We start from the raw sequence: 16,469 nt of genomic DNA on the forward strand, positions 1-16,469 counted from the left end.
TATGACTAAAGAAGAACTAAAGAAAAAAGTCTGCGATGCAATTGCAAATCGAAAAGCAGATATCAAGTCGATTGCTGAAGCAATTTGGTCAGAGCCAGAACTTGGTTACAAAGAACATAAAACTGCTAAAAAAGTAGAAGACGCTTTAGAGAAATTAGGTGTCCCATTTAAAAATAAATTAGCCTTAACTGGTGTTAAAGGTCGATTAAAAGGTGGGAAAGGAAGTAAATATAGAATTGCCATTATTGGCGAGCTCGATGCAATTATTTGTGCTGACCACCCTGCCGCAGACGAAACTTCAGGAGCGGCTCACTGTTGTGGCCATAATGCACAAATCGCTAATATGATGGCTGTCACTATGGGGCTAATTGACTCAGGTGCAATGCAATTTTTAGCCGGTGATGTGGTACCATTTGCTGTCCCTGCAGAAGAATATGTTGAAATTACCTATCGAAACCGATTAATTGAAGAAGGCAAAATCAAATACATTGGCGGAAAACCAGAATTGATTTCACGAGGTGATTTTGATGATGTTGATATGGCATTACAAATACATTTAACAAGCGTCCCAAATGAACGTCAGGATGGTTTTATTGAAATCTCAACCACAAGTAATGGTTTTATCGGAAAATTAATTAAGTATAAGGGAGAGGCTGCTCATGCGGCAGCAGCCCCTCATGCTGGCGTAAATGCTTTAAATGCAGCTATGATGGGGATGATGGGTGTTCATGCTATTCGCGAAACCTTTCAAGAAAAAGATTATATTCGCTTCCATCCAATTATTACCCAAGGTGGTGACTTAGTGAATGTTGTACCAAGCGATGTAAGAATGGAAAGCTATGTACGAGCAGGTAATGTTCCTGCAATGATTGATGCTAATGAAAGAATCAATCAAGCATTAAAAGCTGGTGCAATGGCTGTAGGTGCATCTTGTGAAATTAAAGATTTACCAGGCTACCTACCATTACATAATAACCCAACACTTAATGACCTTTTAAAGCAAAATGCTGAAAATTTAATTGGTGAAGAAAACGTTTCAATCGCACCACATATGACTGGAAGTACAGATACTGGCGACCTATCACATATTATGCCAGTAAGTCACCCTTGGATTGGTTCGGTTAGAGGTATTTTACATGGAAAAGACTATACCGTATTTGATGAAGATATGGCCTATATTCGACCTGCTCAAATGATGGCTTGCACCATTATTGACTTACTCTATGATGATGCGAAACCAGCCGAAACATTAATGGCGAATTACAAACCGTTAATGTCTAAGGAAGAATATTTAAAATTCCTATCTGGTTTTGACAAATAAAGTTAAAAACTTGGCACAATCTTGTGCCAAGTTTATACTATCCACTTCATCATCAACCTTTATAACTTCATATGTTAACGCTTACCGACCAAGAATTGTTTCGTTATGACAGGCAAATAGCTTTGCATGGTTTTGATATTGATAAGCAGCAAGTTTTAAAAAACAGCTCAGTTTTAATTATTGGATTAGGCGGGTTAGGTTGTGCTGCATCCCTCTATTTAGCTGCATCTGGCATAGGCAAAGTGACTTTAATTGATTTTGATACCATATCCGAATCAAATTTGAATCGACAAATTTTATACACGCCAAAATCCATAAATCAATATAAGGTTGATATAGCCAAGCAAAAATTAACTCAAATCAATCCAAACATGATTATTGACACCATTAATCAGAAGCTGGTTGATAGTGAATTAATTACAGTAATCAAACAGCATGATATCGTCATTGATTGCACTGATAATTTAACCAGTCGTGAACAAATTAATCGTTGCTGTTTTCAAGAAAAAAAACCTTTAGTTTCAGGCGCTGCAATTCGAATGGAAGGCTTACTGACTGTATTTAATTATGAAGAAGATCAACCGTGTTATCATTGCTTAAGTCATTTATTTGGTCAAAATCAACTTACTTGTATCGAAGCAGGTGTAATGGCGCCATTAGTCGGTATGTTTGGTTCAATTCAAGCACTAGAGTCCATCAAAGTACTTACCAAGTATGGGAAACCTCTAGTTGGGAGAGTATTGATGGTTGATGGCATGACAATGGAGTTCAACCAAGTTACATTTGCTAAACAAAGTAATTGTATTATTTGTGGAAATCAAAATACTACACAGGTCATAAAATGCAAATAAATCGAATTATTTTAGCACCAATGGAGGGAGTGCTTGATTATCATGTTCGAGAAATATTAACTGAAATTAATAAGTTTGATTATTGTGTAACTGAATTTGTAAGAGTGACCAACCATAAATTATCTAATCGAACTTTCTACCGACTATGCCCAGAACTTCATAATGATGGCAAAACATTATCAGGAACGCCTGTACGTATCCAGCTACTGGGACAATCACCTGAATGGATAGCAGAAAATGCCGTTAAAGCTATCGAGTTAGGCTCTTATGGTGTAGATATTAATTTTGGCTGTCCGGCTAAAATAGTAGTAGGCAACCATGGCGGTGCTTATTTATTACAATATCCGAATCAAATATATAACATTGTGAATCAAGTTAGAACAGCAATAGGTTCTAATCCCGTATTATCAGTTAAAATTCGATTAGGATGGGAAGATAAATCCCGCTGTTACGAAATTGCAAAAACAATTGAAAATGCAGGAGCAAATGAAATTGTCATTCATGGTAGAACAAAAATAGATGGATATAAAGCTGATAAAATTGATTGGTCAACAATTGGAAAGATAAAACAAAAACTAACCATTCCAGTTATTGCTAATGGCGAAATTTTTTCTATTGAAGATGCCTACAACTGCATAAAACATAGCCAAACAAATGACATCATGCTTGGCCGTGGGATACTAAATATTCCTAATTTAGCTAATAAAATTCGCTATAAACATTCATCATTAATCTGGCAAGAAGTCATAAAAATACTACTTAGTTATGCGATGACGGCTATTGACGATGTAAAGCCACTTTATCATTCTGCTCGAATTAAACAATGGTTAGCTTATTTAAAACAGCATTATCCAGAAGCATCGGTATTACTTCCTGAAATAAGACAATTAAAATCACAAATTGAAATCTGTGATTTTTTGAAAACTAAATTAAATAATTAATTCGATTCGTTTTGACTCTTTTTAAAATTTGTCATACCGAAATAATATTTAGTTATTTTATAAAGAATTAGACAAACCAATAAAATAACCAATAATATTAAAAATAATTTATTAATATGGTTAAATATTGTCACAAACGAATCAATATAGTATTTGGTTGGATTGTTATTAATGATGGTAAAGGTAATATAAACAACAGCTAAAATTAAAATATTTGATATTGATACACTTTTGAAAAGTTTTACATATAGAACTTTATTAGAAAAAATGTGAAAACATCGCTTGCTCAATACAAGACCAAATAATAACGCACTCAGATAAATAGCAATTAAAAAATTAGAAACATAAAATTTATCTAAAAGAGGTTGAAAAAGAAGGATAAAACCTTTAATCAATATAAAGCAACTAAAAATAGAGAAAAGAATAAAGTGAATTTTAGAGGAATTTTTTTTAGTCCAAATAAATTCATTTTGATCTTTAACAAAACAAACTCTAGAAAAATCAATTAAATAATACAAAAGCAAGGCTTCAAGTGAATAACGAATAATAGCAAATGCTAAACTATATAATATTGAATAAAGGTAATAATTTTGGGGTTTAACGTCTGTATTAATTGCAATGAAAGATGCAACAATTGAATAAATCAACATTAAAATAATTAGCAAAGTTATATTAGCTTTATTAACAATGTGAATACGGAAAGAATAAAAAAATATCGCTAAAAGGCCAAAAACCCATAATGCTTCTATAAAACTCTTTTCAAAAATAAATCGAAATAAAAAATTTGAATCAAAAAGTAAATACCAAAACAAATTATTTGGAATTGAAGCATTTTGTTGCCAATATAAAAAAGATATATTCAAAAATATGCTAAATAAAAAATAAACTAAACATCCTGTTAACGGCAATTTAAAAAAAGATACTTTTTGCATTTAACTTCCTTATTATCAAAACCACAACTTATTCAATTCTTTTAATAAAATGTTTTATTTTAAAGCCCATCAAAACCAACGAGCCAAAATAGATACAAATACCAACAATAACTAGCAGGAATAAATATCCAACTCTTGTTAGCATTGAGCCTGTAGACCAATCGGGTAATAACTGAGCTCCAAACCACAACGCTACTGACATCAATAAAACAGCAATAATAACCTTGATTAAAAATCGATACCAACCTGGTTGTGGTTGGTAGAGTTTCTTCTTACGAAGTTGCCAAAACAATAAACCAGCATTAAAACATGCTGCAAGTCCAATTGATAATGAAAGGCCTGCATGTTGTAAAGGTCCAATAAAAGCCAGATTCATCAATTGCGTTAAAATAAGGGTTATTATTGCAATTTTCACCGGTGTTTTAATATCTTGTCTGGAATAAAATGCCGGGGCTAATACTTTAATCAAAATTAATCCAAGCAAACCAATTGAATAAGCGACTAATGCGCGTTGAGTCATCAAAGTATCATTTAAAGTAAATTGACCATACTCAAAAAGAGTTGATATTAATGGTTTAGAAATAACACCTAATGCCACAGTACTTGGCAAAGCTAATAAAAAGCAGAGGCGAAGCCCCCAATCTAATAACTCTGAATATTGTTTGTGGTCACCTTTGGCAAAACTTTTGGCTAAAGATGGTAACAAAATAGTTCCTAATGCAACACCTAGTACACCTGCAGGAAATTCCATTAATCTATCAGCATAATACATCCATGAAACAGAACCTGAAATCAAAAATGATGCAAATATTGTATTAATAATTAATGATATTTGACCGACTGATACACCTAAGATAGCGGGTCCCATCTGCTTTAACACTCGCCAAACACCGCTATCTTTAAAACTAATACGAGGCAAAACCAATATACCAATCTTTTTCAAATAAGGTAGCTGGTATAGCAATTGTAAAATTCCCCCTACCACAACAGAAACAGCTAACGCAAGCACTGGTGGATTAAAATAAGGGGTTAAGAATAAGGTAAAAGCAATCATGCTAATATTTAACAATGTTGGCACAAATGCAGGTACAGAAAAACGATTCCAAGTATTAAGTATAGCACCCACTAATGATGCAAGTGAGATAAAAAATATATAAGGAAAAGTAATTCGTAGCATAATTGTCGCAAGTTCAAATTTATCTGATGATTCTTGCATAAAACCTGGTGCAGTTATCATTATAATAAATGGTGCAGTTACAACACCAATTAAAGTAACGATAGCTAATACCAGTGTTAATAAACCTGCGATATAAGCCACAAAAGTACGTGAAGCCTCAATGCCTTGCTGATTTTTATATTCAGCTAAAATCGGTACAAAAGCTTGGGAAAAAGCCCCTTCAGCAAAAATTCGTCGAAGTAAATTGGGCAGTTTAAAAGCAACAAAAAATGCATCCGTAGCCATTCCCGCTCCAAAAAAACGGGCAATAATAGCATCACGAACAAACCCCAAAACGCGTGAAACCATTGTCATTGAGCTAACTGTAGCTAAAGATTTTAAAAGATTCATATACGATTTATGTACCAAGTACATAGTCAAAAACGATTAATGAAGCATAGTCTACAAACTATTGTTCTAAATCACCATAATTTTTTAATAAACAGCCATTTTAATATCACCGTCAGAATGATACTGACGGTATATGTATCAACGATCTTTCAATGGAATAAAAGGCATAAGTTCGCCAATGTTTTTATAGGCAGGACGTATAATTCGACGATCATCAAAATTAAGTTCTTCAATGCGATGAGCACACCAACCAACGATTCGCGACATAGCAAATAGTGGCGTGTAAACTTCTTTTGGTAACCCAATCATGTCATAAACAAAACCTGAATAAAAATCGACATTAGCACAGACTTGTTTTTTAGTTCTGGCATTTTTACGATTAACTATTGCATGAATCGCACGTTCCTCAAGTAAGTTTAGAAAGTTAAATTCTTTTTCTCGGCCTTTTTCTTGAGCAAGTTTATGGGCCATCTCTTTTAGCAACATGGCTCTTGGGTCTGATACAGTATAAACAGCATGACCAATACCATAAATTAACCCTTTTCGATCAAATACTTCTTTATCTAAAATACGTTGTAGATATGCATCAATTTCATCTGCATCAGTCCAATTTTTAATCTCTTCGGCAAGATGTTTAAGCATTTTTCCTACTTGCAAATTAGCCCCACCATGCAATGGACCTTTCAATGATCCTATACCTGCAGCAATAGATGAGTAAGTATCGGTACCCGTAGAACTCGTTACGCGAACGGTAAAAGTTGAATTATTCCCGCCACCATGTTCAGCATGAATAATCATGGATAAATCAAGTACTCTTACATCAAGTTCTGTGTATCGACCGGATCCTTTCATCATATAGAGAAAATTTTCTGCAATTGAAAAATCTTCGTGTGGATGGCGGATATGCAGTGATTTACCTTTAGCACTATGACTTAACATATTGTAAGCATAAGCAATAATTGCTGGGAATTTAGCAATTAAATCGATGGATTGACGCATTAAATTATCACGTGAGGTATCATCAGGTTCAGGATCATAAGTATACATTTCAAGAACAGTTCTAGCCAAAATGTTCATCACATCATGGCCTTCAAGTTCCATTATGGCAATCTTAGTTTGTTTTTCTAACGCCATCGACTCACAGAGTAAACGTGAAAAATCTCGTAATTCTTCTTTATCGGGTAAGTAACCAGATAATAATAAATAGATAGTTTCTTCAAACCCTGTTCGTCGCTCTTGTTGAGCATTATGAACCAGCTCTTCAATATCAATTCCTCGGTATAATAATTTACCGGCAATTGGTTTTAGTGAACCATCTTCTAAGCGTTCATAGCCTAATACATCACCAATTTTGGTTAATCCAACTAATACACCAGTATGATCTGCATTACGTAATCCACGTTTTACATTAAATTGTTCGAATAACTGCGATTCAATTTTACTAGTATTTTTAATGGTTTCCGATAATTTATAAACCAAGAACTTTTCTTTCATTAACCATCCCCTTTGAATTATAAATTATCGATTACTGCTTGAGTAAATTGAGTTGTTGATAATGATTGTCCATTTTGCATAAAGCGTGCTAAATCAGTGGTTGCTTTACCTAATTGAAACAAACTTTCCATCGCATTAGTGATTAATTGCCCTACTTCATGCCAACCTAAGTATTCAAACATCATCACTCCTGACAATATAAGTGATGATGGATTGGCTTGATTTTGACCTGCTATATCAGGTGCGGTACCATGTGTTGCTTCAAATATAGCATGTCCGGTTAAATAATTAATATTAGCACCTGGCGCAATACCAATACCACCAACCATGGCAGCCAGCTGATCCGATACATAATCACCATTGAGATTTAATGTTGCAACAACAGAATAGTCCTCAGGTTTTAATAATGTATTTTGTAAAAATGCATCACAAATAACATCTTTAATAATTAGTTTAGAATTTGCTTTAGCGGTTTGTAATGCTTGTTCTGCTGCTGCTTTACTTTGGGCCTTGTGAATTTTTGCATATTGATTCATGGTGAAAACTGCGTCAGCAAATTCTCTTTCCGCAAGTTCATAACCCCATTGCTTAAATCCACCTTCGGTAAATTTCATAATATTACCTTTATGAACTAGGGTCACAGACGGTAATTTATGTTGTAACGCATACTTGATTGCTGAGCGTATTAGGCGTTCAGATCCCTCAATTGAGACAGGTTTCACTCCAAACGCTGAGGTTTTAGGGAATCGAACTTTAGTGACTTTCATTTGTTCAGATAAAAAATGATAAAACTTTTCAGCATCATCAGAACCTTGTTGCCATTCAATACCTGCGTATATATCTTCAGTATTTTCACGAAAAATGGTCATGTTTACTTTTTCAGGGTGCTTTAATGGTGATTCAACACCTTTAAACCAACGGACAGGGCGTAAACAGACATAAAGATCTAATTCTTGTCGCAATGCAACATTTAGTGAGCGAATCCCTCCGCCAACAGGTGTCATTAATGGTCCTTTGATACCGATAAGATAATGTTTGAAAGCACTCATGGTCTCTTCAGGTAGCCATGATCCATTTAAATTAAACGACTTCTCACCAGCAAGTACTTCTTTCCATTGAATACTACGCTCACCTTGATAAGCTTTTTCAACTGCTTTATCAAAAATAGCTCGAGCAGCGTGCCAAATCTCTTTACCCACACCATCACCTTCAATAAAAGGAATCGTTGGATGATTTGGGACAACTAATTGTCCATTTTCAATTGAAACTTGCTGATTCATATTGTCTATTCCTCTTATTTTACTTAACTTCTTCTTTTAACTTATTCAATGCACTACCTGCCTTGAACCATTCAATTTGTGCTTGATTGTAAGTGTGCGAAACGGCGAAAGACTCTTTACTACCATCATGGTGATGAAGGGTTAATGTTAAATTTTTACCCGGAGCAAAATGACTGAGCCCAGTAATGCTGATTTGATCATCTTCACGAATTTTGTCATAGTCATCTTTATTGACAAAGGTTAAAGCAAGCATACCTTGTTTTTTTAGATTGGTTTCATGAATACGAGCAAACGATTTAACCACAATAGCTTTAACATTTAAGAAACGGGGTTCCATTGCAGCATGTTCTCTTGATGAACCTTCACCATAATTCTCTTCAGCAACAACTATTGACCCGATTCCTTGTGATTTTAATTTACGTGCTAATGCAGGTACTTCAACATAATCTCCCGTTTGTGCATCCAACACACAGTTCGTTTTTTGATTAAAAGCGTTAACCGCACCTATTAACATATTATTTGAAATATTATCTAGATGACCACGAAATTTTAGCCACTTTCCAGCCATTGAAATATGGTCTGTAGTACATTTACCAGTTGCTTTAATCAATAGTGGTTGCGAAATAATATCTTTGCCATCCCAAGGTGTGAAAGGTAAAAGCTGTTGTAGTCGATCTGAATGAGGATCGATACGAACTTCAACTGTACTACCATCAGCTATTGACCCAATATACCCAGCATCATCAACCTCAAATCCTTGTTTTGGCAACTCATCACCGAGTGGCTCAGGAAGTTTCACTTTTTCACCTTTAACATTAATGAGATGGTCAGTAAGTGGATTAAAGCTTAATTTACCTGCAATTGATAATGCCACTACAATTTCTGGGGAACAAACAAACGCATAAGTGTTTGGGCTACCATCATTACGTTTAGCAAAATTACGATTGAACGAGGTGACAATCGAATTTTTGTGTTCATCGGCAACTTCATCACGACGCCATTGCCCAATGCAAGGGCCACATGCGTTAGCCATAATAGCAGCACCTGCTTGTTCAAAACGACTTAAAATGCCATCACGTTTAGAAGTATATTTAACTTGCTCTGAGCCAGGATTGATAATTAATTTTGCATTTACTTTTAAGCCTAATTTATTAGCACTATCAATAACTGAAGCTGCGCGCATCATATCTTCATAAGAAGAATTAGTACATGATCCAATAAGTCCAACTTCCATATTGTCTGGATAATCGTGTTCTTTAACGGCAGAAGCAAGCTCTGAAATAGGATAAGCTAAGTCAGGTGTGAATGGACCATTCACATAAGGTTCTAAGGTCGATAAATTAATTTCAATAACTTGGTCATAATAATTTTCAGGTTGCTTTAAAATTTCTTTATCAGGATTGAAACAATCTACCAATGTATTAGCTAAATCCACTACTTCTTGACGACCAGTCATGGCAAGATAATCAGCAGATTTTTTACTGTAAGGGAAGATTGAGGTTGTTGCGCCAACTTCAGCTCCCATATTACAAATTGTTGCTTTACCAGTAGCTGATAACGACTCAGTACCTTCTCCAAAATATTCAATAATTGAATTAGTACCACCTTTAACGGTTAAAATGCCAGCTAGTTTTAAAATGACATCTTTTGGTGATGACCAGCCAGATAATTTTCCAATCAGCTTTACACCAATAATTTTTGGCATTTTTAGTTCCCACGGCATACCCGCCATCACGTCAACAGCATCAGCGCCACCGACACCAATGGCAATCATGGATAGGCCACCTGCATTAGGGGTATGCGAATCGGTACCGATCATCATGCCACCAGGAAAGGCATAATTTTCAAGCACTACTTGGTGAATGATTCCTGCATCAGGCTTCCAAAACCCGATGCCATATTTGTTCGAAACATCACGTAAAAATTGATAAACTTCATGGTTATTACTTTCAGCAATGATGAGATCATCATGGGCATTTTTATAAGCTTGAATAAGGTGATCACAATGGACTGTTGAAGGTACCGCAACTCGTTTACGACCAGAATTCATTAATTGTAATAGTGCCATTTGTGCCGTTGCATCTTGCATAGCGACACGATCTGGGGAAAAATTTACATAATCTTCCCCTCTTTTATAAGCTTTAAGCTCTTCACCTTCAGCAAGATGGGCATAAAGGATTTTTTCCGTCAAGGTTAATGGTTTTCCAATTTTCTGGCGAATAAGATCAATTTTTTGCGGGTAATGTTGATAAATATCTTTTATTAAATCAATATCGAAAACCATAATTAAGCTCCCATTGCTTATATTATAATATCCTTTAGAGCCTTACTCACAATCAGGATGATTGAATATTTATTCTTTTTTTATGATTAAATATTCAGACAATATAGCATTATTTTTGTTTTATGCAATCTTGCAGCAATACTTATTGTTAACTTTGATTAAAAACAATAAATTTAGATGTCATCGTTAACAGGAATTCTATACTAGCGAAATATTAAATATTATGCACATTAAAGAAAATTCAAAATTAGTAAATCCCATAAGTAAAAATAATGTAAAAAAAGTTGAGGAAAGGGGTTTTTTAAGTCATTAAAATCGCGCCAATGCATTGTTTACTTACATTATTAAACTATGTTACATTGTTTTCCCGAATAATATTTACACTTTTTTTCATGAATCAAATAAAAAATACGTCACCATTAAAAACTGGTGGATTTTTAAATACAATAGAACGAATTGGAAACAAAATTCCTGATGTTACAACTCTTTTCTTTTATGCATTAATAATTTGTCTGGTTGCTTCATTATTACTTTCTTTTGTCAGCTTTAATTATATTAATCCAGTAACGCAAGAAAAACTGGCAGTAGTGAATATGTTAGCACCAAACCAATTAGTTACCTTTTTTACAAAACTTGTATCAAATTTTGTCTCATTTCCACCTCTTGGAATTACCATTGTAGCTACATTGGGTATTGGTATTGCTGAAAGCAGTGGCTATATTCATGTTCTGCTCAAAAAGTTATTAGCTATCACACCTAAAAAACTGGTTACTCCATCAGTTATTTTTGTCAGTATGGTTTGTCATATCGCGTCAGACTCTGCTTATGTAATTTTAATGCCTGTGTCAGCAATGATGTTTTATGCAACAGGGCGTCACCCATTAGCGGGGATTGCTGCTGCATTTGCAGGATTAGCTGGAGGTTTTAGTTCAAGCTATACCCCGTCAATTATTGATCCAATAATGCAAGGCTTTACACAAAGCGCCGCTCAAATTATTGACCCAACATATCAAGTCAATGTTCTTTGTAATTACTTTTTAAGTTTTGGTGGTACTTTCTTTGTATTGATAGCCTGCTGGTTTGTTACAGATAAGATTGTTGAGCCTCGCTTAAATGCCACGATGCCTTTAAACAATGATATTCAATTAGATAACATTGCTGATTCTCCTGAGATTTCACCAATCGAAAATAAAGCATTTAAAATTGCATCAGCTGTTTTTTTAATTATTGCTGTCGGCTTAGTATTGGTTTTATTACCAGAAGATTCTTTATTACGCGCACCCGACGGTAGTATGACGAGTAACAAAGCACCAATCATGCAAATTATTGTGCCGTTGTTATTTGTATTTTTTGCAATACCAGGCTTAATTCATGGCTTTATCACTGGCGCATTTAAATCATCGCGAGATATCGTCAAATCAATGGAAAATATTACTAAGTCACTTATTCCATTTATTGTTTTTGCTTTCTTTTGTGCGCAATTTTTATATGTATTTTCAAACTCACAAATTGGCACCTTAATTGCTATTGGTGGAGCTGAGTTTTTAAAAGCATTACATTTGCCATCAGTTGTTACTATTTTTGGCGTAATAATTCTAACTAGTCTGCTTAATGTGTTAATCACTTCAGCCTCTTCCAAATGGGCTATTTTAGCGCCGATTTTTGTTCCGATGCTTATGTCTGTGGGGATCTCGCCAGAATTAACCCAAGCAGCTTATCGTATCAGTTCAGCAGTTAATGTTAGCACGCCTATGTTTGCTTTTTATCCTTTGATCATTGCTTATTGTCAGCAGTATTGTAAAAACACTGGTGTGGGTACTTTGAGTTCGATGATGATCCCATATACGGCTGCTCTCTTAATTGCTTTGACAATAAATTTATTACTGTTTTGGTTTTTAGGTCTTCCTATCGGTTTTGATAGTGGTTATGTCTATCCTCTAATAACTAGTTAATCGCAGATAAGGATTTTAATCATGAATATTACCGAACAATTAGTTAAACGATTTTTACGTTATGTAAGTATTCCAAGCCAAAGCAAAGCTGGCTCGGCAGTTGTGCCCTCTACTCCAGGACAAACTAATTTAGCAAAACAACTTGAACAAGAGTTAATTGATTTGAAGTTACAAGATGTTCACCTTGATGAACATAGTATTGTGACAGCCAAATTAACCGGTAACCAACCTAATGCGCCAAAAATTGGCTTTGTTGCGCATCTTGATACTGTAGATGTCGCACTGTCAGAGAAGATTAATCCACAAAGGGTGACTTTTACTGGTGAAGATATCTTATTAAATAAAGACAAAGATATTTGGTTTAAGGTGGCGGAACATCCAGAGTTGAAGAAGTATCTCAATGAAGAGCTGCTCGTTACAGATGGTACCAGTGTTTTAGGCGCTGATAATAAAGCAGCAATTGCAGTTGTCATGACCATGTTAGATCAGTTGCAACAGCAAAATTGCCTACATGGTGATATTTATGTTGCTTTCGTACCAGATGAAGAAGTTGGGTTAAATGGCGCCAAAAAACTGGATCTGCAACGTTTTAAACCTGATTTTGCTTATACCATTGACTGCTGTGAATTGGGTGAAGTCGTTTATGAAACATTCAATGCTGGCTCGGTTACGTTTGAAATTGAGGGTGTATCTGCTCATCCTATGTCAGCAAAAAATGTCTTAATCAATCCAATTCGCATAGCGAATGATATTATTAACTGTTTTGATAGCTTTGAAACACCTGAACATACCGAAGGTAAAGAAGGATATTTTTGGTTTAATGATATTATTGGTAACCAAAGCACAACTACATTAAAAATGAGCATTCGTGATTTTGATTTAACTCGATATGAAGCTCGTAAAACTTACATTCAAGATGTGGTTAGTTTTATCAGTCGTAAATATCCTAAAGCAAAAATTGAATGTCAAATTACTGATATCTATAGCAATATTGCTAATTATTTAGGTGATGATCGTCGTTGTATTGATTTGATTTACCAATCATTTGAATTATTGGGTATTAAACCAAATACTATCGCCATGCGTGGAGGAACAGATGGTTCAGCACTATCAGCAAGAGGACTCACCACGCCAAACTATTTTACTGGCGCACATAACTTCCATTCTTGTTTTGAGTTTTTACCATTATCATCATTCTTGAAATCATTCGAAGTCACGATGAAAATTATTGAACTAGCGGCGAAAGTTTAAAAATAATCAACAAGAGGGAATACCATTCCCTCTTAAAAATACTTATCGAATATTATAATTTATAACTTGCAGTTAATAAAAATGCGCGAGGAGTGCCTGGCATACTACTTGAGCGCCAATATTTTTTACCCAATAAATTGGTTAATGCTAAGGTTAGATCAACAGATCGTGTTTGATAACCGATTGCGGCATTCCATGTTCCATATCCAGGGCGTTTAACGAGGTTTTTATCATCATTATACATTGAACCTTTATAATCAAATCCCACTTCCGTGAACCAATCTTCATGTGGAAGGTAGCGAACACTTAGATAGCCACTATGTTTAGCTGTATTAGATAGGTATTTTCCTTGGTTAGCTGGTGTTTTTTTATCTTTATGCACTTTAGCTTGTTGATAACCAATACCGCTATTGATATACCAATTTTTACTTAATTGTCCAATAGCACTCAACTCTATTCCCTGACTGCGATCACTGCCTCTAACTTGCCAATTATAAGGATCATTGACCGAGTCAGGTTGATACCTAACATTATAAAGTTCAAGATCATAGAGTGCGATTTGAGTAGAGAGCTTATCATTAAACCAATCACTTTTGACACCGATTTCATACTGACGTGAATACTGAGGCTTATCATCATAAACAGTTTTAGAATCTGTAGCTATGGTTATTAAACCTCTACCACCATAAGGTGCAAAGTTTTTACTATACGAAGCATAAAAACTTTGAGACGCAATCGGTTGCCAAATTAAACCAATACGTGGACTTAAAGTGTGACCATCATATGACCGATTTTGATGATTCAATTTGTTATCTGAAGCAAATTCATAATTATCATAACGTAATCCTGCAAGTAATTTCCATTGTTCTGTAAAGCTGATGAGATCCTGCCAATATAACCCTCTAGAAGTAGCTTTATGATTAGTTTTGGTATTCAATGTTGTGAAGTGAGGCTTTTTAGAGCGCCAATGAGGATGATAAGGATCCACAGCTTCAGGATATTGGCTAGCTAAAGCTAATCGTGGTTCCCTTTTTTCAATGTTATATTCAACTCCGATTAACATATCATGGGCAATACTTGCAGTATTAAATTTACCGGCTAAATCAAGGGTATTACTGTAGGTTTTGTTCGAAGTTTCTTGCCAAGCTCGACGGAATTTTAATTTACCTTTGTAATTACACGGCTTACCATTGTTTAATTTCCCATTCCAATCACAATAATTACCAGCATAAAGATGATCGAAATTTTGGTCAGCTTTACGATACATATTTGTTAATTTAATAGACCAATGATGATCAAATTCATATCCTATCACCGAACGTAACGAATTAAAATTATCTTTTACATAATCATCTGGGTGAGCATAGGCCGTTTTGATTGAAACACCTCTTGGTAAATCATAATAAGCCGGCGCCCTATCTGGTTTACGCCATAATTTATCATTTGTATATTGTACTAACCAATTAAATCCGTTTAGATTATCATACAAAACGCTTGGCGAAACCATTGTATCTCGTTGTTTAATGCCTTTACGAAAACCTTTATCTGATTGGTGATCTATAGTCATTCGTACGGCAAGTTCATCACTTAAAACATGGTTAACATCTATCATTCCACCATATTTATCCCAAGATCCACCTCGTAAACTCAAGGTAGACGGTGAATCAAAATTTGCCTGCTTACTGATCATATTTATGATTCCACCACCTGAACCTCGACCATAAAGTACCGAAGCAGGTCCCTTTAAAATTTCAATTCGCTCTATATTAGCTGTACTTTGTCTAACTTGTCCGCTAGCACGCACACCATCTCGGTAAATATCGCCGGAACTGGCAGAAAACCCTCTAATTTTGATACCTTCATCTCGCATATCATAAGTTGCATCGACTCCGGGTAATTTATTGACAATGACACTGAGATCATTTTGTCCATAAATTTTCTGTTGTTCAAGGTTAATCGAATTAATGGTTTGAGGAATATCCTTTATTTCAAAGGTTTTTTTAGTTGCAGTTGATGATAGTTTTATGCGCTGATCATTATTATCCTTAGCGACTACCTTCATAGTTTCAATATCATCATTAACTTTATCTTGGGCGTAAGCTATAAAAGTAAATAAGCCCAGAGTACATGGGAAGACTAATTGATTAACTAATTTCATTATTTTTCCTATTGTTTGATTAATTTTAAAACAACAGTTTTTAATGATAATGATTGTTATTTTCGATTACAACTTTTTTCTATCTTGACCACTTTCAATATAAACCTTAAATCATATTTTTATAAAAATATAAATTTGATTTGAAAGTCTCTAAGTTAATTAGTGGATGATATGGTAATATTTTGATTATTTGATTTTTTTGAATTATCTTCTAATAACTAACAGTGGATTTTATTAAAATAGATTTTTAATCAGATCACCAACCGACAAATTTAGTATGTCTAGTGGAAGATAAATTCATTATGTAAGAGGAAGTGGTGGGTCGTGAGCGATTCGAACGCTCGACAAACGGATTAAAAGTCCGCTGCTCTACCGACTGAGCTAACAACCCATTTTGATAGAATTACTTTCTGCTTTATTACTTATCGCTTCAAGCAA

Annotated in this window: 11 protein-coding genes and 1 tRNA gene; 5 read left to right on the forward strand and 7 right to left on the reverse strand. The window is 34.7% G+C overall.

Annotated elements, in window-relative coordinates:
* The first annotated feature begins 1 nt into the window (after position 1).
* The 3 genes from J3U18_RS03075 to dusC all read left to right on the forward strand — a co-directional run bounded on the left by J3U18_RS03075 (position 2) and on the right by dusC (position 3,113).
* Positions 2-1,321, forward strand: coding sequence for an amidohydrolase (locus J3U18_RS03075; protein WP_267352887.1), 1,320 nt, complete (start codon positions 2-4; stop codon positions 1,319-1,321).
* 71 nt (positions 1,322-1,392) lie between these two features.
* A complete protein-coding gene (locus J3U18_RS03080) occupies positions 1,393-2,172 on the forward strand; it encodes a molybdopterin-synthase adenylyltransferase MoeB (protein WP_220225225.1) in 780 nt (259 codons plus the stop codon).
* The gene (dusC, locus tag J3U18_RS03085; protein ID WP_267352888.1) at positions 2,163-3,113 is read left to right on the forward strand and encodes a tRNA dihydrouridine(16) synthase DusC; all 951 of its coding nucleotides are present in this window, start codon (positions 2,163-2,165) and stop codon (positions 3,111-3,113) included. Before J3U18_RS03080 ends, dusC begins: the two co-directional genes overlap by 10 nt.
* On the opposite strand, the gene J3U18_RS03090 is transcribed toward dusC, so the two are convergent.
* From J3U18_RS03090 to J3U18_RS03110, 5 genes are all read right to left on the reverse strand, one after another.
* Entirely contained in the window at positions 3,110-4,045 is a 936-nt protein-coding gene (locus J3U18_RS03090; RefSeq protein WP_267352889.1) for a hypothetical protein, read from the reverse strand. The genes dusC and J3U18_RS03090 overlap by 4 nt on opposite strands.
* Before the next feature lie 28 nt (positions 4,046-4,073).
* Positions 4,074-5,612, reverse strand: coding sequence for a murein biosynthesis integral membrane protein MurJ (gene murJ, locus J3U18_RS03095; protein ID WP_267352890.1), 1,539 nt, complete (start codon positions 5,610-5,612; stop codon positions 4,074-4,076).
* A 138-nt stretch (positions 5,613-5,750) separates the two neighbouring features.
* The gene (locus tag J3U18_RS03100; protein ID WP_267352891.1) at positions 5,751-7,106 is read right to left on the reverse strand and encodes a citrate/2-methylcitrate synthase; all 1,356 of its coding nucleotides are present in this window, start codon (positions 7,104-7,106) and stop codon (positions 5,751-5,753) included.
* Positions 7,107-7,123: 17 nt separating this feature from the next.
* Positions 7,124-8,386 carry an NADP-dependent isocitrate dehydrogenase gene (icd, locus tag J3U18_RS03105; RefSeq protein WP_267352892.1) on the reverse strand — a complete coding sequence of 421 codons (1,263 nt, stop codon included), beginning with the start codon at positions 8,384-8,386 and terminating at the stop codon, positions 7,124-7,126.
* Between the two features lie 19 nt (positions 8,387-8,405).
* The gene (locus J3U18_RS03110) at positions 8,406-10,670 is read right to left on the reverse strand and encodes an aconitate hydratase (RefSeq protein ID WP_267352893.1); all 2,265 of its coding nucleotides are present in this window, start codon (positions 10,668-10,670) and stop codon (positions 8,406-8,408) included.
* A gap of 392 nt (positions 10,671-11,062) precedes the next feature.
* Here J3U18_RS03110 and J3U18_RS03115 point away from each other — a divergent pair, with 392 nt between their 5' ends.
* Together J3U18_RS03115 and pepT are read left to right on the forward strand one after the other, a co-directional pair.
* A complete protein-coding gene (locus J3U18_RS03115) occupies positions 11,063-12,622 on the forward strand; it encodes an AbgT family transporter (protein ID WP_267352894.1) in 1,560 nt (519 codons plus the stop codon).
* A gap of 21 nt (positions 12,623-12,643) precedes the next feature.
* Positions 12,644-13,873 carry a peptidase T gene (pepT, locus tag J3U18_RS03120; RefSeq protein ID WP_267332250.1) on the forward strand — a complete coding sequence of 410 codons (1,230 nt, stop codon included), beginning with the start codon at positions 12,644-12,646 and terminating at the stop codon, positions 13,871-13,873.
* 52 nt (positions 13,874-13,925) lie between these two features.
* Here pepT and J3U18_RS03125 read toward each other — a convergent pair whose 3' ends face one another.
* The gene (locus tag J3U18_RS03125) at positions 13,926-16,031 is read right to left on the reverse strand and encodes a TonB-dependent receptor (protein WP_267352895.1); all 2,106 of its coding nucleotides are present in this window, start codon (positions 16,029-16,031) and stop codon (positions 13,926-13,928) included.
* A gap of 315 nt (positions 16,032-16,346) precedes the next feature.
* Positions 16,347-16,422 (reverse strand) — tRNA-Lys (locus J3U18_RS03130).
* Between the last annotated feature and the right edge of the window lie 47 nt (positions 16,423-16,469).

Source organism: Gilliamella sp. B3482, from assembly GCF_026536805.1.
Taxonomy (GTDB): Bacteria; Pseudomonadota; Gammaproteobacteria; order Enterobacterales; family Orbaceae; genus Gilliamella; species Gilliamella apicola_E.

Excerpts from the sequence above, each read along its gene's own strand:
- J3U18_RS03110 (WP_267352893.1), bottom strand. The coding sequence starts at position 10,670 with ATGGTTTTCGATATTGATTTAATAAAAGATATTTATCAACATTACCCG.
- J3U18_RS03090 (WP_267352889.1), bottom strand. The coding sequence starts at position 4,045 with ATGCAAAAAGTATCTTTTTTTAAATTGCCGTTAACAGGATGTTTAGTT.
- J3U18_RS03100 (WP_267352891.1), bottom strand. The coding sequence starts at position 7,106 with ATGAAAGAAAAGTTCTTGGTTTATAAATTATCGGAAACCATTAAAAAT.
- J3U18_RS03115 (WP_267352894.1), top strand. The coding sequence starts at position 11,063 with ATGAATCAAATAAAAAATACGTCACCATTAAAAACTGGTGGATTTTTA.
- J3U18_RS03125 (WP_267352895.1), bottom strand. The coding sequence starts at position 16,031 with ATGAAATTAGTTAATCAATTAGTCTTCCCATGTACTCTGGGCTTATTT.
- J3U18_RS03075 (WP_267352887.1), top strand. The coding sequence starts at position 2 with ATGACTAAAGAAGAACTAAAGAAAAAAGTCTGCGATGCAATTGCAAAT.
- icd (WP_267352892.1), bottom strand. The coding sequence starts at position 8,386 with ATGAATCAGCAAGTTTCAATTGAAAATGGACAATTAGTTGTCCCAAAT.
- pepT (WP_267332250.1), top strand. The coding sequence starts at position 12,644 with ATGAATATTACCGAACAATTAGTTAAACGATTTTTACGTTATGTAAGT.
- J3U18_RS03080 (WP_220225225.1), top strand. The coding sequence starts at position 1,393 with ATGTTAACGCTTACCGACCAAGAATTGTTTCGTTATGACAGGCAAATA.
- murJ (WP_267352890.1), bottom strand. The coding sequence starts at position 5,612 with ATGAATCTTTTAAAATCTTTAGCTACAGTTAGCTCAATGACAATGGTT.
- dusC (WP_267352888.1), top strand. The coding sequence starts at position 2,163 with ATGCAAATAAATCGAATTATTTTAGCACCAATGGAGGGAGTGCTTGAT.